Origin of the sequence: Methylobacterium sp. V23, assembly GCF_002917135.1 — a bacterium.
Lineage (GTDB): Bacteria > Pseudomonadota > Alphaproteobacteria > Rhizobiales > Beijerinckiaceae > Methylobacterium.
The window spans coordinates 476,186-493,264 of sequence record NZ_PDHT01000001.1; the positions used below are offsets into that span (position 1 = coordinate 476,186).

Annotated in this window: 19 protein-coding genes; 5 read left to right on the plus strand and 14 right to left on the minus strand. The window is 69.8% G+C overall.

Features of this window, described 5'->3' with window-relative positions; translation table 11 throughout:
• Positions 1-50: 50 nt before the first annotated feature.
• Positions 51-3,419, minus strand: coding sequence for an error-prone DNA polymerase (locus tag CRT23_RS02190; protein ID WP_103708377.1), 3,369 nt, complete (start codon positions 3,417-3,419; stop codon positions 51-53).
• 160 nt (positions 3,420-3,579) lie between these two features.
• Between CRT23_RS02190 and CRT23_RS02195 the strand changes: the two genes are divergently transcribed.
• On the plus strand, positions 3,580-4,536 hold the full coding sequence (locus CRT23_RS02195; protein ID WP_103708378.1) for a D-2-hydroxyacid dehydrogenase family protein: 957 nt from the start codon (positions 3,580-3,582) through the stop codon (positions 4,534-4,536).
• An 18-nt stretch (positions 4,537-4,554) separates the two neighbouring features.
• Here CRT23_RS02195 and nudC read toward each other — a convergent pair whose 3' ends face one another.
• From nudC to CRT23_RS02230, 7 genes are all read right to left on the minus strand, one after another.
• Positions 4,555-5,460 (minus strand): NAD(+) diphosphatase, encoded by a 906-nt coding sequence (gene nudC / locus CRT23_RS02200; protein ID WP_103708379.1) that lies wholly within the window; start codon positions 5,458-5,460, stop codon positions 4,555-4,557.
• Between the two features lie 4 nt (positions 5,461-5,464).
• Positions 5,465-5,881, minus strand: a complete 417-nt coding sequence (locus CRT23_RS02205; RefSeq protein WP_055947559.1) for an HIT domain-containing protein — start codon at positions 5,879-5,881, stop codon at positions 5,465-5,467.
• A gap of 49 nt (positions 5,882-5,930) precedes the next feature.
• Positions 5,931-6,710 (minus strand): molybdopterin-dependent oxidoreductase, encoded by a 780-nt coding sequence (locus tag CRT23_RS02210; protein ID WP_103708380.1) that lies wholly within the window; start codon positions 6,708-6,710, stop codon positions 5,931-5,933.
• Entirely contained in the window at positions 6,710-7,348 is a 639-nt protein-coding gene (locus CRT23_RS02215) for a cytochrome b/b6 domain-containing protein (protein WP_245435911.1), read from the minus strand. Before CRT23_RS02215 ends, CRT23_RS02210 begins: the two co-directional genes overlap by 1 nt.
• Before the next feature lie 68 nt (positions 7,349-7,416).
• Positions 7,417-8,016, minus strand: a complete 600-nt coding sequence (locus tag CRT23_RS02220; protein WP_055947567.1) for a hypothetical protein — start codon at positions 8,014-8,016, stop codon at positions 7,417-7,419.
• Between the two features lie 96 nt (positions 8,017-8,112).
• The gene (locus CRT23_RS02225) at positions 8,113-8,712 is read right to left on the minus strand and encodes a hypothetical protein (protein ID WP_103708381.1); all 600 of its coding nucleotides are present in this window, start codon (positions 8,710-8,712) and stop codon (positions 8,113-8,115) included.
• Between the two features lie 94 nt (positions 8,713-8,806).
• Positions 8,807-9,664: a universal stress protein gene (locus CRT23_RS02230; protein ID WP_103708382.1), complete on the minus strand. Its 858-nt coding sequence runs from the start codon at positions 9,662-9,664 to the stop codon at positions 8,807-8,809.
• Positions 9,665-10,004: 340 nt separating this feature from the next.
• On the opposite strand from CRT23_RS02230, the gene CRT23_RS02235 reads away from it, so the two are divergent.
• A complete protein-coding gene (locus CRT23_RS02235; RefSeq protein ID WP_103708383.1) occupies positions 10,005-10,712 on the plus strand; it encodes a DUF4142 domain-containing protein in 708 nt (235 codons plus the stop codon).
• Between the two features lie 133 nt (positions 10,713-10,845).
• Here CRT23_RS02235 and CRT23_RS02240 read toward each other — a convergent pair whose 3' ends face one another.
• The 3 genes from CRT23_RS02240 to CRT23_RS02250 are packed head-to-tail and all read right to left on the minus strand — an operon-like array spanning position 10,846 to position 12,898.
• Positions 10,846-11,517: a carbonic anhydrase gene (locus CRT23_RS02240; RefSeq protein ID WP_055948808.1), complete on the minus strand. Its 672-nt coding sequence runs from the start codon at positions 11,515-11,517 to the stop codon at positions 10,846-10,848.
• Between the two features lie 60 nt (positions 11,518-11,577).
• The gene (locus tag CRT23_RS02245) at positions 11,578-12,093 is read right to left on the minus strand and encodes an NUDIX domain-containing protein (RefSeq protein WP_055948811.1); all 516 of its coding nucleotides are present in this window, start codon (positions 12,091-12,093) and stop codon (positions 11,578-11,580) included.
• A 22-nt stretch (positions 12,094-12,115) separates the two neighbouring features.
• Positions 12,116-12,898 carry a DUF429 domain-containing protein gene (locus tag CRT23_RS02250; protein ID WP_103708385.1) on the minus strand — a complete coding sequence of 261 codons (783 nt, stop codon included), beginning with the start codon at positions 12,896-12,898 and terminating at the stop codon, positions 12,116-12,118.
• Between the two features lie 102 nt (positions 12,899-13,000).
• On the opposite strand from CRT23_RS02250, the gene CRT23_RS02255 reads away from it, so the two are divergent.
• A complete protein-coding gene (locus CRT23_RS02255) occupies positions 13,001-13,399 on the plus strand; it encodes a DUF3775 domain-containing protein (RefSeq protein ID WP_055947582.1) in 399 nt (132 codons plus the stop codon).
• Positions 13,400-13,518: 119 nt separating this feature from the next.
• On the opposite strand, the gene CRT23_RS02260 is transcribed toward CRT23_RS02255, so the two are convergent.
• Positions 13,519-13,905 carry a hypothetical protein gene (locus tag CRT23_RS02260; protein ID WP_181017232.1) on the minus strand — a complete coding sequence of 129 codons (387 nt, stop codon included), beginning with the start codon at positions 13,903-13,905 and terminating at the stop codon, positions 13,519-13,521.
• A gap of 421 nt (positions 13,906-14,326) precedes the next feature.
• Between CRT23_RS02260 and CRT23_RS02265 the strand changes: the two genes are divergently transcribed.
• Entirely contained in the window at positions 14,327-14,986 is a 660-nt protein-coding gene (locus CRT23_RS02265) for a transglutaminase-like cysteine peptidase (protein WP_055947585.1), read from the plus strand.
• Positions 14,987-15,081: 95 nt separating this feature from the next.
• Positions 15,082-15,420, plus strand: a complete 339-nt coding sequence (locus CRT23_RS02270; protein ID WP_103708386.1) for a hypothetical protein — start codon at positions 15,082-15,084, stop codon at positions 15,418-15,420.
• Positions 15,421-15,473: 53 nt separating this feature from the next.
• Here CRT23_RS02270 and CRT23_RS02275 read toward each other — a convergent pair whose 3' ends face one another.
• Entirely contained in the window at positions 15,474-16,607 is a 1,134-nt protein-coding gene (locus tag CRT23_RS02275; protein ID WP_103708387.1) for an ABC transporter permease, read from the minus strand.
• A gap of 25 nt (positions 16,608-16,632) precedes the next feature.
• Positions 16,633-17,073 (minus strand): DUF4112 domain-containing protein, encoded by a 441-nt coding sequence (locus CRT23_RS02280; protein ID WP_055947593.1) that lies wholly within the window; start codon positions 17,071-17,073, stop codon positions 16,633-16,635.
• Positions 17,074-17,079: the final 6 nt, after the last annotated feature.

Below are 17,079 nucleotides of genomic sequence, written 5' to 3' on the forward strand. Positions count from 1 at the left end.
TTGGGCGGGTCGTGTGGCCAGCGGGTCGGGCCCGCGGCCGCGATTCAGCCTCAATGAAAATCGCGGCTGCGGTAAATGCGTCGATCCTCCGGGGTGCCGAAATCGGTGGTCTCGGGCGGTAGCCGCAGGCCTCCGGCGCGCAGATCGCGCAAGGCGGACGAGAGATCGCGGAACTGCTCGGCCAGGAGGTGCACCACGAGGCCCTGGCGCTGGACCCGGCCGCGCACCGCCAGGAAGCGGGCGCCCATGGCGGTCGCCCGATGGGCCTCGAACACGTCGCGCCAGACGATGACGTTGGCGATCCCGGTCTCGTCCTCCAGGGTCAGGAACACGGTGCCGCGCGCCGTGCCGGGCCGCTGCCGGGTGAGGACGAGGCCTGCCACGGTGACGCGGGCATTGTTCGCCACGCGGGCCGCGTCGTGGTGGTCGCGGGCGGGGATCGCGCCGATCCGGGCGAGCCTGGTCCGGAAGAACGCCACCGGATGGCCCTTCAGGGAGAGGCCCGTGGCGGCGTAGTCCTCCGCCACGTGCTCCGAGGCCGCCATGGCGGGCAGGGCCACGGCGGGTTCGGCCCGGAACAGACCATCATCGGCATGGAAGGCGAAGAGCGGCATCGGCGTGTCGAGGAGATGCGTCCGCCGATCGCCGTCGTTCCGCAGGGCCGCCTTGCGGGCCGAGGTGCCTTCCAGGGTCCGCACTGCCCAGAGGGCGGCCCGGCGATCGAGGTCGAGGGAGCGGAACGCGTCCGCCTCGGCCAGCCGTTCCAGGGCGTTGCGAGGCAGGGCGAGGGCCGCCTGCAGACCCTCGATGCTGGCATAGCCGTTGCCCCGCAGAGCGACGAGGCGGTGCATGGCGGCCTGCGGCACGCCGCTCACCTGGCGCAGGCCGAGGCGCACGGCGAAGCGCCGCGGGACGCCGGGCGGCGGGGGCTCCAGGGCCGGCTCGAGGGTGCAGTCCCAGGCGCTGGCATTCACGTCGACGCCGCGGACTTCGACTCCGTGGGCGCGGGCGTCGCGCACGAGCTGCGCCGGCTGGTAGAAGCCCATCGGCTGGGAGTTGAGGATGGCGGCGAGGAAGACGTCCGGGTGGCGGCACTTCATCCAGGCGGAGGCGTAGACCAGCAGGGCGAAGCTCGCCGCATGGCTTTCCGGGAAGCCGTAGGTGGAGAAGCCCTCGATCTGCTTGAAGCAGCGCTCGGTGAAGTCGCGCGGGTAGCCGCGTGTGACCATGCCCTCGACGAACTTGGTGCGGAAGTTCACGATCTGGCCGTTGTGCCGGAAGGTGGCCATGGCCCGGCGCAGGCCGTCGGCCTCGTGCGGCTGGAAACCGGCGGCGGTGATCGCGATCTGCATCGCGTGCTCCTGGAACAGGGGCACGCCGTAGGTCCGCCTGAGCACGCTCTCGAGCTCGTCCTGGGGGCCGTGATCGGGATGGGGGGAGGGGTAGCTGACGGGCTCCAGCCCCTGGCGACGGCGCAGATAGGGGTGGACCATGTCGCCCTGGATCGGTCCGGGCCGGACGATCGCCACCTGCACCACGAGATCGTAGAACTCCCGCGGCTTCAGGCGCGGCAGCATCGACATCTGTGCCCGGCTCTCGACCTGGAACACGCCGACGGAATCGGCCTTGGCCAGCATCGCGTAGGTGGCCTCGTCCTCGCGTGGCAGGTCGGCGAGCGTCGGATAATCGTGCCCGTAATCCTGCCGCAGGAAGTCCACGCCCCGGCGCAGGCAGCTCAGCATGCCGAGTGCGAGCACGTCGACCTTCATCAGGCCGAGCACGTCGATGTCGTCCTTGTCCCACTCGATGAAGGTGCGGTCCGCCATGGCGGCTTTGCCCACCGGCACGGTCTCGTCGAGGCGCCCGCGGGTCAGCACGAAGCCGCCCACGTGCTGGGACAGGTGGCGCGGGAAGCCGATCAGTGCGTGGGCGAGTTCCAGCGCCTGCCGGATCGACGCGTTGTCCGGGTCGAGGCCCGCCTGCCGGATATGGGCGTCGGGCAGGTCCTTGCCCCAGGAGCCCCAGACCGTGTCGGCCATCACGCCGGTGATGTCGGGGGGCAACCCCAGGACCTTGCCGACTTCCCGGATGGCGCTGCGCGGACGGTAGTGGATCACCGTGGCGCAGATCGCGGCGCGGTCGCGGCCGTAGCGATCGTAGAGGTACTGGATCACCTCCTCGCGGCGCTCGTGCTCGAAATCCACGTCGATGTCGGGGGGCTCCGCCCGGTTCTCCGAGATGAAGCGGGCGAAGAGCAGGCGGATCTCGGTGGGGTCGACCGCCGTGATGCCGAGGCAGTAGCAAACCACGGAATTGGCCGCCGAGCCGCGCCCCTGGCACAGGATGCCCCGCTTGCGGGCGAACTCGACGATGTCGAACAGGGTGAGGAAGTAGCGCGCGTAGTCCATCTTCTCGATGAGACGCAGCTCCTCCTGGATTGTGTTCACGATTTGTTCGGGAATGCCGTCCGGATAGCGCCACCGGGCGCGCTTCAACACCTGGTCGGTGAGATAGGCCTGTGCGGTGAAGCCCGGCGGCACCGGCTCGTCAGGGTATTCGTAGGTCAGTTCGTCGAGGGAGAAGCTGCAGGTCTCGGCGATCTCGATGGTGCGGGCCAGGGCCTCGGGATGGTCGGCGAAGAGGCGCGCCATCTCGGCCGCGGGCCGCAGGTGGCGCTCCGCATTGGCTTCCAGGCGGTAGCCCGCGGCCGCCAGGGTACAGCCCTCGCGGATGCAGGCGACGATGTCCTGCAGGGACCGCCTGTCCGGGTGGTGGTAGAGCGCGTCCGAGACTGCCACCAGGGGGGCACCCAGGCGTTCGCCCCAGGCGGCCAGGCGACCGAGGCGGCGGCGCTCGTCGCCGCGCCGCCGGTGGCTCCCCGCCAGGGTGACCCGGCCAGGAGCCTGCGCGACCAGGGCCGCGAGCCGGCTCAGGAACGGGTGCATCCCCGCGAGATCTCTTCCCACGAGATCCCTTCCCGCAAAGTCCTCTCCAGCAAGCTCTTCCGGGGGAATCGCGATCAGCATCTGTCCCGCGCTGGCCGCCAGGAATTCGTCGAAGCCGAAGCGGCACCGGCCCTTCTCGGAACGGCGGTTGCCGAGGGTCAGGAGCCGGCACAGGCGGCCGTAGGCGGCCCGATCCATCGGGTAGGCCAGGGCCTCGAAGCCTTCCTCCGTCACGAGGCGTACGCCGGGCAGGAAGCGGATACCGGGTTCGCCGGCGGCGGCTCGCCGCTTCGCCTCCGCGTGGCCCCGCACCACCCCCGCCAGGGTGTTGCGGTCGGCGATGCCGATGGCGTGGAGCCCGAGCTCGGCGGCCTGACCCACCATCTCGCCGGGATGCGAGGCTCCGTGCAGGAACGAGAAGTTCGTGGTGACGGCGAGCTCGGCATAGGCGGGCGGTTCGGATGTCGACCCCATCTGGCTCCCGGCTCCGCTGCACCCGTCTGCAGTCGAGAACGAATCGTGATCGTTTCAGATCCCGGGGTGCCGGTTTCGCGCCGGTGAGTCAAAGTCCCGAAGGCCTCTGGCCAAGCTGTTCGGCCTGCGCTAGCCCGGTCCTCCCCAGACAGGATGTCCCATGCTCACCTGCGCGATCCTCGACGATTACCAGGGCGTCGGCCCGACGATGGCGGATTGGTCGGGTTTGGCGGACCGGATCACCCTGCGCGACCTGCGCACCACCTTCGCAACGCGGGACGCGCTCGTCGACGCGATCCAGGATTGCGAGATCGTCGTGATGATGCGCGAGCGCACGCCGTTCCCGGCCGAGCTGTTCGCACGCCTGCCGCGGCTGCGGCTCCTTCTCACCAGCGGGATGCGCAACCTGTCGATCGACCTGGCCGCCGCGCAGGCGCACGGTGTCACGGTCTGCGGCACCGCCAGCCACCCCGAGCCGCCAGTGGAACTGACCTGGGCGCTGATCCTCGGGCTCGCCCGCCACCTCGTGCCGGAGGTGCAGGCCCTGCGGACGGGCGGCCCCTGGCAGGTCAGCGTCGGCAGCGATCTGGCCGGTCGCCGTCTCGGCCTCCTCGGTCTCGGCAAGACGGGCGCCCGCGTCGCCCGGATCGGCCAGGCCTTCGGCATGGAGGTCAGCGCCTGGAGCCCCAATCTCACGCGCGAGCGGGCTGCGGCCGAGGGGGTCGCCCTCGCGCCCTCCCTGGAGGCGCTGTTGGCGGCGAGCCACGTCGTCTCGATCCACCTCGTTCTCGGAGAACGCACCCGCGGCCTCGTCGACGACGCGGCGCTGCGCCGGATGCGGCCCGACGCCTTCCTGATCAACACCTCGCGTGCGGCGATCGTGGACGAGGCCGCGCTCCTGGCGGCCCTCGCCGAGAACCGGATCGCCGGTGCCGGCCTCGACGTGTTCGAGACGGAGCCGCTGCCGCCGGACTCCCCTTGGCGCGCCTTGTCCAACGTGCTGGCGACGCCCCATCTCGGCTACGTCACGGAGCGGAACTACCGCACCTACTTCCCCGAGATCGTGGAGGACATCCGGGCCTTCCTCGACGGAGCGCCGATCCGGGTCCTGGGGTAAGCCGGACGGGGAGGGACTTCAGGCCCGCCCCTCGACGAAGGCCCGCATCAGCAGGTTGGCGATCGCCAGGGGCGGCGGCGTGGTCAGGCCGTCGGGATGGCGGCCCTCGAGCATCGCCGCGACGGTGTCGCGCGAGAACCATTGCGCGTCGGCGAGTTCCTCCGGATCGAGGGTGATGGCCGCGTCGAGGCTCTCGGCCACGCAGCCGATCATCAGCGAAGACGGGAACGGCCAGGGCTGCGAGGCGTGGTAGCGCACCGCGCCGATGGTCAGGCCGACCTCCTCGAAGGTCTCGCGCCGCACGGCGTCCTCGACGGTCTCGCCGGGCTCCAGGAAGCCGGCGAGGCAGGAATACATGCCCTCGTTGAAGCGCGGCGAGCGGCCAAGCAGGCAGGAATCCCCCCGGGTGATCAGCATGATCACCACGGGGTCGGCGCGGGGGAAATGGTGCGTCCCGCAGGCCGTGCATTCGCGGCGATAGCCGCCGGCCGCGAGGGTGGTCGGGTTCCCGCAATGGGCGCAGAAGCCGTGGCGCGCATGCCAGCCGAGCAGGGACTTCGCCGTGGCGAGGAGCCCGAGTTCATGCGGTGCGATCCGCCCCTCGCCCGCGAGGCTGCGCAGATCGTTGGTGCGGAATCCCGGATCGGCATCAAGGCCCTCTGCCAGCTCCGCCGGCACGGCGGCAGCGAAGACCGGGTTGCCGTCGAGGCGCCCGAGATAGAGTGTCAGGCTGCGCGTGCCCGTGCGGGCGGCCGCATCCGGCGCCAGGAGCGCCGTATCGCCCACGAGCACGACGCGGTCGCCCGCCAGGACGACGATGCGGGCGCCGGGCGCATCGAGCGCGGGGATCGCGGATGCGCTCTCGGCGGAGTGGCGAACGAGGCGGCTCTGGACGTAGCCGAGCTGGCCCAAGGGATCGGCCATCGCCTCAAGCCGCCGCGAACAGGGCGCCGATGCGCTCGATCATCTGGGCGCGGGCGTGGTGCGGGTAGGGGGTGGCGGTGCCGAGGCCCCAGACCGGCTTCGGCCAGGCCGGATCCGAGCGGAAGCGCCCGATCACGTGCACGTGGAGTTGGGAGACGACGTTGCCGAGCGCCGCGACATTGACCTTGTCGGGCTTGGCCAGGGTCAGCATCACGCCGGTGGCGATCCGCAGCTCGTCCATCAGCGCCTGCGCATCCGCTGGGGCGAGATCGGTGATCTCGCTGGCGCCGGCCCGGCGCGGGACGAGGATCAACCAGGGGAAGCGGGCATCGTCCATGAGGAGGACGCTGCACAGGGCGAGGTCGCCCACGTGCACGGTGTCGGCGGCCAGCTGCGGGTCGAGGGCGAAGTCTGTGCTCATCGCCAGGCGATGTAGAACGGAACCGTGGCCGATGCGAGGGGCGGGGCGCTCAGATCCCGCTGAACCAGTTGTAGCCCTGGTCCTCCCAGTAGCCGCCCGGATAGTCGTTGGTCACGAAGATCGCCGCGATGTGCTTCGGGCTCTTGAAGCCGAGCTTCGTCGGCACCCGGACCCGCAGGGGATAGCCGTACTCGGGCGCGAGGGGCTGGCCGGCGAAGTCGAGGGCCAAGATCGTCTGCGGGTGCAGGGCGCTCGGCATGTCGAGGCTGCCGTAGTAGCGGTCGGCGCACTTGAAGCCGACAAACTTGGCGGTGAGGTCGGCGCCGCTCCGCTCCAGGAGGGTCCGCAGCGGCACGCCGCTCCACTGCCCGATCTGGCTCCAGCCCTCGATGCAGATGTGGCGGGTGATCTGGCTCTCCTGCGGCAGGGCCCGCAGCTTCGCCAGGGTCCAGGGCGCCTTGTCGGCGACGAGGCCGGAGACCTCGAGCTTCCAGGTCGCCTCGTCGATCTCCGGAATGTTGTCCGGCGGGTAGAAGGCGTTGAAGCGGAACGGGCTGTCGATCATCGAGGCCGGGTAGGTCGGGGCCAGGGTCGCGGGATCGAACAGCCATTGCTGGACCCGGTCATTGGCCCGCGACATCGCCCAGAGGACGCGGTCCGCCAGGGTGCCGTTGCTGCCGGTGGAGAGGTCGCAGCCGGAGAGCAGGGTCAGGGCACCCAGGGAGAGGCCGCCGCGCAGCACCATCCGGCGCTCCAGGCGCGCGAGGTCGGGGGCGAGGTCGCGGCGCAGGGCCTTGAGGCGGGCGGCGTCGTCGGGATCGCGGGGCATCAGCGAACGGTCTCCTCGGTGACGCGGGCGCGGCCGGTGATCATCGCCAGCAGCGTACTGGGCACGATGGCCACCAGGGCGAGGTGGAGCAGGATGAAGCCTCCCAGGCCCGCCATGGCGGCGAAATGCACACGCCGCGCCCACTCGTAGCCGCCGAACAGGTTCGCCAGGGCCTGCCACTGCACGGGCTTCCACAGGGCACATCCGGAGGCGACCAGGAGGAGGCCGAGCGCGATCGCGACCCCGTAGGCGAGGCGCTGGACCGCGTTGTAACGGCCGATCCGGTGAACGAGGCGGAACCTCAGGGCGGCCCGGGCATCGCGCCAGATCGCGCCTGGGGTCAGGGGCAGGAAGGTGGTGGCGAAGTGGCGGGCGAGGAGGCCGTAGATCAGGTAGGCGAGGCCGTTGAATGCGAAGAGCCACATGGCGGCGAAGTGCCAGGCCAGGGCGCCGCCGAGCCAGCCGCCGAGAGTCGCCCATTTCGGGAACGCGAAGGGAAAGAGCGGCGAGGCGTTGTAGATCGCCCAGCCGCTGAACAGCATGCAGAACACCGCGACGGCGTTGATCCAGTGCGTGATCCGCACCACGAGCGGGTGAATCACCACGAGGCGCGACGGTGTTTCGGGGACGATCGTCAACGGGACCTCGGGTTCTCGGGACGGAAAACCCGGCCCCGTCCGCTGCGGCGGAGGGGCCGGGGAGGGGATCACATCGACGGGACGGTGCCGTTGCGGCCGACGATCAGCACGGCGGCGTTGAGTTTGCCGTCGGGGCCCGCCTTGGTGAAGGCCACGACCTTGGCGCCCGGCACCACGATGCTCTTCTCGCCCGGGTCGACGAGGGTCACCGGCACGTCCTCCGGCACCATCACCTTCTTCTCGCCGCCCTGATACTTGACCAGCATCGTCCGGCCCTCGGTGCCGGAGAGGCTGCCGATGGCGCCGTTGGTCATGGTGGAGTTGGAGCCGAGATCCCACGGATAGTGGCCGTCGGCGGTGCCGCGCAGGGAGGAGGCGAACACCGTCACCTGCAGGGCCTTCTGGGTGCCGTCGGGCTGCGGGATCGCGGCGGTGCCGATGTAGCTCTCGGACTTGATGTCGGAGAGCTTGCCGGTGCTGGCTGCCAGCAGCTTGGTGTCGTCCCCGAAGGTGACGGTCTTGGTCTCGCCCATGCGGGGCTTGATCGTGACGGTCGAACCATCGACCGACTCGATGGTGCCGCGGTAGCGCACCACGTCGGCGGCGCGCGCCGGTGCGGTGGCGAGCGCGAGGCCGACGGTGAGGCCGGTGAGCAGCGTCTTCATCATGGCGTTCTCCCTGGGGTGTTGGTGGACGGGCGCGGGGCGCCCGCCCGACCCGGTTTCCCGGGCGTCTTCGGGCGTTGGGGCCGAGCCCGCCGCCGCTCACATCGGCGGGACGGTGCCGTTCTCGCCCACGATCATCCGGTCGGCCACGGCGACGCCGCCGGCATCCGCCTTGGTGAAGGCCACGATTCGGGCACCCGGCTTGATCTTGCTGGCATCCCCGGGGGCCAGGGCCACGACCGGCACGCCCTCCGGCACGGTGATGGTCTTCTCGCCGCCCTTGTAGGTCACCCGGATCGTCCGGTCGGTGGTCCCCGAGAGGGCGCCCACCGCGCCGTTGGTCATGGTGTTCTCCTTCTCGAGATCCCACGGGTAGTGGCCGTCGCCGGTTCCGCGCATGCTCGGCGCGAACACCGCGACCTCGAGGGCCTTCAGGGTTCCGTCCGGCTGCGGCGTGGCGGCGGTCCCGATATAGCTGTCGGGCTGAATGTCGCTAATCTTGGCGGCATTGGCGGTGGCGACCCGAACGCCGTCGCCGAGCTTGACCTGCACCGGCGCGCCCATGCGCGGCTTGATGGTGACGCTGGTGCCGTCCACCGCCTCGATCGTGCCTCGGATGCGGACGACGGGGGAGTCGGCCATGGCCGGAAGGCCGAGGGCGAGGCCGGACAGGGCGAGGACGAGAGTCAGCGACTTCATGCAGAGGATTCCTGGCAACCGGTTCGAACCGGCCGCCGGGACGGTGCTCTCAATCCTCCGCGCGCGCAAGTCAATTGCGCGCGATGCGGATAGGTCAGTGGGCCATCAGCATCGGGATCGCCGCATGGGCCAGGAGGTGGCTCGTCGGGCCACCGAAGATCATCTGTCGCAGGCGGCTCTGGGTGTAGGCGCCCTTGATGAGGAGGTCGCACCCGAAGGCTTCAGCCTCGGCGAGGTAGACCTCTCCGGGCGTCCGCCGACCGGCCGAATGGGCGCGGAAGTCGGCGCTGATGCCCTCGCAGGCCAGGGCACGCGCCAGTTCCTCGGCCGTCGGGCCCGGGACCGTCCCGCCCTCGACGCTGATGACGCGGATCCGCTTGGCCTGCCGCAGGAACGGCATTGCGAAGGCCACCGCGCGGGCCGTCTCGGTCGATCCGTTCCAGGCGATCAGGATCGCCTCGCCGAGGGTGGCGGGGGCGATCGGCGGCGCCAGCAGGATCGGCCGTCCGCTCTCGAACAGGGCGGTCTCGAAGGTGGTCATCCGCGGGGCGCCGTCCTCGGTTCCGGGCCGGCCCACCACGGTGGCGGTGAACAGGCGCGCGTAATGGCCCAGGAAGCCGTCGCCGGCCGGTACGTCGGCCCGCCAGCGGTAGCGCGGACCGGCGGCCAGGGCCTCCGGGTTGCACGGACCCTCGGCCGCGAGCGGCAGGCCGGCCTGGGTCATGAAGTCGATGAACTGCCGCCCGGCGCGCTCGGCTTCGACCTTGTCGGCCTCCTCGTCACGGAGCCAGGTCATGCCCCCGACCATGTCGACGGGAACGTACTCCGCCAGGGCCGGCCGCAGGGAGACGCCCTCGATGAGGCTGCCGAACCGGCGGGCGGTGAGGATCGCGGTCTCGAAGACTGAGGGCAGAGCGTCATGGGACGCGACGGGAACGAGCAGGGTCTTCATCGGGAGCCTTCCTCGCAACGGCACGATGGGACCAAGCTAGTGCGAAACGCGGTCCTGGAAAACAGGATGGCCGGGCCCGCCCGACGTTTTCCCGAGGTGCTTGGACGAGGTGCTTGAATCGGTACGCAAGAGGTGCGCCGAACAGGCTAATCGAGCAGAAAGCTTGGCCATTTAGAAGATCAGTTTCGTTTGGGGAAAGCTGAGAAAAGAACCCGTGTAAGTTGGGAACCCAATCGCAACCGCGTCGTTGGCCCACCAACCATGACAGGCACGCCCTCCGTCAGGAATGAATAGCCTTGGGGCATTCAGGCTGCACTGTCGCGTTGGATTAGAGGAACACATGATCAAGAAGACTCTCGCTCTCACCGCCGTGATGACCGTTCTGTCCGCTCCCGCCTTCGCGCAGAGCATGGGCGACTTCCGCATGGACGCCATGCAGGCCAACGCCTTCGAGATTCAGTCGAGCCAGATCGCGATCAACAAGAGCCGCAACCCGCAGGTGCTGCGCTTCGCACGCGAGGCGATCCGTGACCACCGCGCCGCCAACGTCGCCCTGGCCGGTGGCGAGAACAACTACGCCGCGGTCCGCGGCAACGAGGGCCTCGGCGGCCTGATCACCGCCCCGCTCGCGGTGGCGGGTGGTGCGGTCGGTGCGGCCACGGGCGCTGCCGCCGGCGCGGTGGGCGGCACTCTGAGTGGCGGTCCCATCGGGGGCGTCGAGGGCATCGGTTCGGGCGCGGCTCGCGGTGCGGCGACCGGTAGCCAGGCCGTGCGCGGCGATGTCGACACCACCGCCGGTACCACGATCATCCAGCCGAACCCGCAGCAGCAGGCGATGCTGGCCGAGTTGTCCCAGACGCCGGCCGGCCCGCGCTTCGACCGTCTCTACGGTCGCATGCAGGTCCAGTCACACGAGATGACCATCGGCATGTTCCGCTCCTATGCCGCCTCCGGCCCGAATCCGGCCCTGCGCGCACATGCGGAGCAGGCCCTGCCGGTGCTGCAGTCCCATTACCAGATGGCCCAGAGCCTTCCGGGCGCTCGCTGAGCCAAGAAACGGATGCCGGGCCCGAGGGCCCGGCACACCAGCACAACGCGAAAGGACGCCGCGCCCCTGGGGCACGGCGTCCTTTTTCGGTGAGGGGCCTTGTCCGCTGCGGGGATGCCGTCGGCCCCTGGACTCAGCTCTGGAAGCAGCCGATCGACGAGGTCGGGCCGAGCCTGCGGCCCTCGCCGTCGATGGCCGGGTTGAACGCGCCGGTCTCGGGGTCGCGCAGGAGCAACTCCCCGCGGGCAATGCCGAAATGGGCGCCGTGCAGGGCCAGCTGCCCGCTCTCCACCCGCTTGCGCACGAACGGGAAGGTCATCAGGTTCGTGAGGCTCTGGCCGACCATCGCGTATTCGAGGCGGGTCAGGTAGTCGGGGCCGTTCTGGGCACCGACCTTCTCGGCGGCGGGGCCCACGAGGGAGACCCACTTACCGATGAAGTCGCCCTGCGACAGCGGCTTCGACGAGTTGGCGTAGGCCTTGATGCCGCCGCAGGTGGCGTGACCCAGCACCACGATGTGCTTCACTTCCAGACCCTCCACAGCGAACTCGATCGCCGCCGAGGTGCCGTGATAATCGCCGCCGGTCTCGTGCGGGGGGACGATGTTCGCGACGTTGCGGATCACGAAGAGTTCACCCGGTCCGGTGTCGAAGATCACCTCCGGGGAGACGCGGCTGTCGCAGCAGCTGATCATCAGAACCTCGGGGCTCTGACCCTCGGCGAGCTTGGCGTAGCGCTTGGCCTCGTCGGTCAGGCGTCCGTCGATGAAGGAGCGATAGCCGGCCTTCAGCGTCTCTGGAAACATGGGTTGGTCCTCGCTCATGGGTTTCGTGGGAGGCTCGCCAACACGTGGCGTGCCGGAGGGCTACGGTTGCTCCCGCCAGTTTAGGACGACCGGCGCCGCCGGTATCGTCCCGGCAACGATGTCGCGGGCGACCTCGACCAACCCCCTCGGCTCGATGCGCTCGGACGTGGACGCGAGTTCGGCCAGCGTCCACCAGCGGGTGCCGAGGACGGGGTTGTCCTCGGTTTCCGCCAGACGACTCGTATCCACGGTCGCGTCGGGCAGGCGGACGACGAAGTAGCGCTCGCGGGCATAGCGAGACGTCCGGAACAGGTGGAAGGGGCCGTCGCACGACGCGACCTGTGGTCCGATCTCGGCATCCGGCACGCCGATTTCTTCGGACAGTTCGCGCCGGCAGGCCTCCACATGCGTCTCGCCGGCCTCGAGACCGCCCCCGGGCATGAACCAGAAGGTGCGGTCCTCCGGCCTCGCCGGATCGATCGGGCGCACGGACTCGTAGGCGATGAGCAGAAGGCGCTGATCGGGATCGAACACCAGCGCCCGGGCGATGTCGCGAACGGTCAGATCCTGCGTCATGTCCATGTCCCACCGTCCCGCTTCAGCTCCCCGATCTAGCAGGGATTTCTCCTGCGGCCAGGGGGTGGCTCGACGGATCGGCCGGCATCCAGATCACGATGGGAAGTCCCTCGGCGTCCCGGTCGGGTGGATCCGGCAGGGGGCGGGCGCGGCCCTCGGCGAGATCGCGGGCGACGACGAGGGCGGCCAGCGCATCGAGGTGGTCGTCCGCACCGATCCCGGACGGTCGTCCCGCGATCAGGCCTTCCGGCAGGCCGGCCCGTTCGAGCAGGGCGCGGCGTTCGGCAAGTCCCGCCTGGCGACCCAAACCCTTCTTGCCCGCCGCCAGGGGCTGTCCGCCGTTGAGGCAGCGGAACACGATCTCGGGATGAACCTCGTGAAGGCGCGCCATGAGATCCGGTCGCGCCCGTAGCAGCCCGTCGACCGCCCGGACGGCGGGCAGGATGTTCCAGCACTGGATCGAGGGCGCGAAGGGCGGCGTGCTGTGTGCCCGTGACAGCGCCTTCGCCTCTTCGTAGGTCCCGGCATAGACCGCTGCGCGGGCCGGCACCGGAAACACGCTCGCCCGTCCGGCGCCCAGGACAGCGCGCGCGGCCCGGTCGGCACTTCGTCCGCCGCCGGTCGCGTGCGCCTCCAGGCCGATGGGACAGTCGATCCCCACGCGGATCGGTGCCTCGGGACCGTCGAGGAGGTCGGCCGGCCGGGTGACGCGCACGGCGCGGTAGCGAGCGGGGTCGTCGAGGTCCAGCAGGACCCCGGCCCAGGCCCCGCGGCACCCGTCGAGGCCACCGATCCAACGCGTCATCGGCGCGGACCGGTTCGGATCGACGCGAACCGGATCCGGCTTGGCCCGTTGTCGCTGCTCAGGGCCGCCGCTGCCGGCGGCCGCCGAAACGGGAATGCGTTCATGGACATCGCCGTCGACAAGGTCACCGAAATCATCCTGCGCGTGCGCGCCGTCGATGTGAAGGAAGGGCCGACCGACCCCGATTCCGGCTCCAACCCCACCGATGACGGGGCCACCGACGTGCTCATCTCGGGCACGGACGACGCCACCGAGGAAGAATTGCGGTCGATGATCGGCGCCCTCAACGACGACGAGCGCGCCGACCTCCTGGCCCTTCTCTATATCGGGCGCGGCGACATGGAACCCGAGGAATGGTCCGAGGCGGTGCGCTTCGCCCGCGAGCGCGAGGCTGCCGGTGAGGGGGCCGCCCGCGAGATCCTCGGCATTCCCAATGCGGGCGACCTCCTTGACGAGGGCCTCGCCAACCTCGGGATTACGCCGGACCTGCCCCAGGCCTGAGGCCGAGAGGAACCCGGGGCACGGCCAGCGGCGCGCCCCGGGTCTAGCCAGCGGCGCTTCTTAAGGCTGGCCAGCGGCGCTTCTTGAGACTGGCCAGCGGCGCTTGTCGGAACGCGGCGTCAGCGGCAGGGTAGGGCGAGGGCAGTGTCGGCAACGAAGCCGGCCGTGTCGCGCAGGCTCTGCGGCTGCGTCTGATCCTCCGAGACCGCCTCGGCCTCCACGTGCAGGCGGTCGTTGCAGGCACAGGTGGGGATCTGCCCCCTGGGCGGCGAGCAGATGTCGTGATGCATGCAGGCGAGGTCCAGGGCATCGATGGGCGGGCGCGGGCTGCGATTGCCCGGGCCACAGTAATTGCCATGGATCAGGAACGTCCCGCGCTCCGGGTTGACGTAGGGCGTCTCCTGCGCACGAGCGGTGGGGATCATCACGGCCGACAGGGCAAGGGCGAGCGCCATGCGCGCCGTCAGCGGCCGAGCGATCCGGAAGGGTCGATCTGCGTCAATCATCTAGGCCTCGTTTTCTCGGTCTGATTGCGCCCTCGCGGGTAAAAATGGGGCCGCCTCGCCCGGGGACAAGCGTCTCAGCTCTAGCCGTGAGAGGCTTAGGACGATCAAGACCTGTTCAGCCTCCGTCGCAAGCCGATCGATGCAGGCTTGTTCGTTGTTTGGCAAAGCAACGCCTGGCCGCCAGAACGTCCCTGGACAGCATTGGCTCCGGCGATGCTTCGCGGCTGTCCGCGGACGGTGTCTGTCCCGCCGCCGCCGATCCAGGGCCTGTCGCGTCAGAACGTTGCGTCGGCCGGACGGGGCGACGACGAACCGAAGCGCCGTCATCCACACCGTTAACCTTTTCTTAACCCGCCGATTGTGGTGCAACGTCTGCCGTGGGACATTCGTTAACAGAAGCTTAACGGGGCCAAGGGCGGTCATGCGGTACGGGTTTTCCCAGCGTTTCTCGGCTCTGAAGACCCGTCTCGCCACCTTCGGTGCCGCGACGCTGGCCCTGGGCCTCGTCGCCGTGTCGGGCGCCGAAGCGCAGACCCTGGCGGCCCTGCCCACGGTCCCGAGCGCCATCAGTGCCGGTGTCCAGACCCGCCCGATCGCCGCCTGGGTCGATTTCTGCGCCGCCTACGCGACGGAATGTGCGGTGAACACCGCCGAACCGGCCCAGATCGCCCTGACGCCGACGATCTGGAACACCATCGTCTCGGTCAACCGCCGGGTGAACAAGTCCCTGGTCGCCGTCACCGACATGGACCACCTGCACGTCGCGGACCGTTGGGACCTCGCCGAGGACGGCGCGGGGGATTGCGAGGACTTCCAGCTCCTCAAGCGCAAGCTCCTGGCCGAGGCCGGGCTGCCGCGCCGGGCGATGCGGATGACCGTCGTGATCGACGAGAAGGGCGAAGGCCATGCCGTCCTGACCCTGATCACCGATCGCGGCGACCTCATCCTCGACAACAAGACCAGCACGATCCTGCCCTGGCGTCAGACCGGTTACACCTTCATCAAGCGCGAGAGCCAGGATGCCGTCGCCTGGGTGTCCCTCGGCCGGGCCGCCTCGCCCGTCACCACCGCCAACCGCTGACGCTGTCCCAATGCGGGATCGTGGACAACCCGATCCTTTAAGGCGCGGTTAAGCGTGGCGGCGCGAGGGTGATCCCGCTCCGGGATACCCCGTCCATGACCTTCCGCGATCTCCGCCGTACCGCTGCAGCGCCCGCTCTGCTGATGCTGCTCGCCGCCTCCGCGGCGGCGCAGGAGGCCCCGAGCGTGGCCGAGCGCCACGCCTCCTGGCGCGCCTGCCTCAACCGCAACTTCGCCCTTGAGGTCGCCCTCTCCAGCCGGGTCATCGCCGCCGACGCGGCCCTGCGCACCTGCCGGCCCAGCGAACAGGCCTATCTCGCCGCCCTCGCGGGCTCCCCCCTCGTCGATGGCGACGACGTTGCCCGGGTCCGGCCGTCCCTTCTCCTGCGTGCCAGGGGCTGGCTGCTCGACGGCGGCCGCCAGCGCCCGCTCTAAGGGGCTGATCGGACGACACCCGAGGCTTTTCGCGCTGCCGCGAATACCGGCTGTCAGGCGAAGGATTTGCGCGGGTCGAAGGCGTCTCGGACGGCCTCGCCGGCGAAGACCAGCAGGCTCAGCATCACCGCCACCACGAAGAAGCCAGTCAGTCCAAGCCAGGGCGCCTGGATGTTGTCCTTGCCCTGGGCCAGCAACTCGCCCAGGGAGGCCGAGCCGGGGGGCAGGCCGAAGCCGAGGAAGTCGAGGGAGGTCAGCGTCCCGATCGATCCGTTGAGGATGAAGGGCAGGAAGGTCAGCGTCGCCACCATCGCGTTGGGCAGGAGGTGGCGGCTCATGATGCGGATGTTCGAGAGGCCCAGCGCCCGGGCGGCCCGCACGTACTCGAAGTTGCGGGCCCGTAGGAACTCCGCCCGCACGACCCCGACGAGAGACACCCATGAGAACAGCAGCAGGATGCCCAGCAGCACGAAGAAGCCCGGCTCGATGAAGGCCGAGATGATGATGATGAGATAGAGGGTCGGGATGCCGCTCCAGACCTCGATGAAGCGCTGCAGGGCAAGGTCGACCCAGCCGCCGAAATAGCCCTGTACCGCTCCGGCGATCACGCCGATCACCGAGGAGATCAGGGCGAGGATCAGCCCGAACAGCACCGAGATGCGGAAGCCGTAGATGATGCGCGCCAGCACGTCGCGCGTGGTGTTGTCGGTTCCGAGCCAGTGCTTCTCCAACTCGGCGCAGGGCTTACCCACGGTTTGGCACTGGGCCTCGGTGAGCATCCAGGTCGGGGGCGAGGGGGAGGGGGTCGGCAGCCCGTCGATGATCGTGTCGTAGGAATAGGGGATCGGGGGCCAGATCGCCCAGCCGTTATCGGCGATCTCCTGGCGGGTCTCCGCCGAGCGATAGTTGGGTCGGGCGTAGAAGCCGCCAAACTTCTCGTCCGGATAGTCGATGATCACCGGGAACAGGATCTCGCCCTTGTACGAGACGACCAGTGGCCGGTCATTGGCGATGAACTCGGCGAACAGACTCGTGACAAACAGGCCCGTGAAGATCAGGAACGACCAGTAGCCGAGGCGATTGCGCCGGAAATTGGCGAGCCGCCGCCGGTTCAACGGCGACAGGCCGCGACTCGGCGCGGGCAGGGCGAGCGCCTGGGTGGTGTCGGGACGTGCGACCTCGTTCATCGGGCGTCCCCCCGTGCGCCGGATCTCAGCCGTCGATGTGCGTCGCCGTGCCCTCGATCTCGTTCGGGCGCAAGCCGCCGTGTCGCTCCAGGTGACGCCGCAGCAGGCGCACGTTGCGGCGGTTGGCCTTGAACGCCGCATCGAACAGGTCGCCCGCCAGGGGGACGGCGCCGAGCGCCCCGTCGGCCGCGATGTTCAGGGCCATCCGGGCGATGAGCCAGCGTGGCGCCCCGAGCCGGCGCGCCTCCACCACGATGTAGGAGGCCAGCAGCATACCGGCGACGTCGCCCACGACCGGGACGAGGCCCACCAGGGCGTCGAGGCCCACCCGCCGGTTGATGCCGGGGATCACGAAGGCCGAGTCCATGAGATGCGCGAACGCCTCCAGGCGCAGCAGCGTCGCCTCGCGGTCGTCCGCCTTGGGCCGGAAGCGGGTCGTGGCACCGGCGGTCCGGGTGAAGTCCATGGTCGG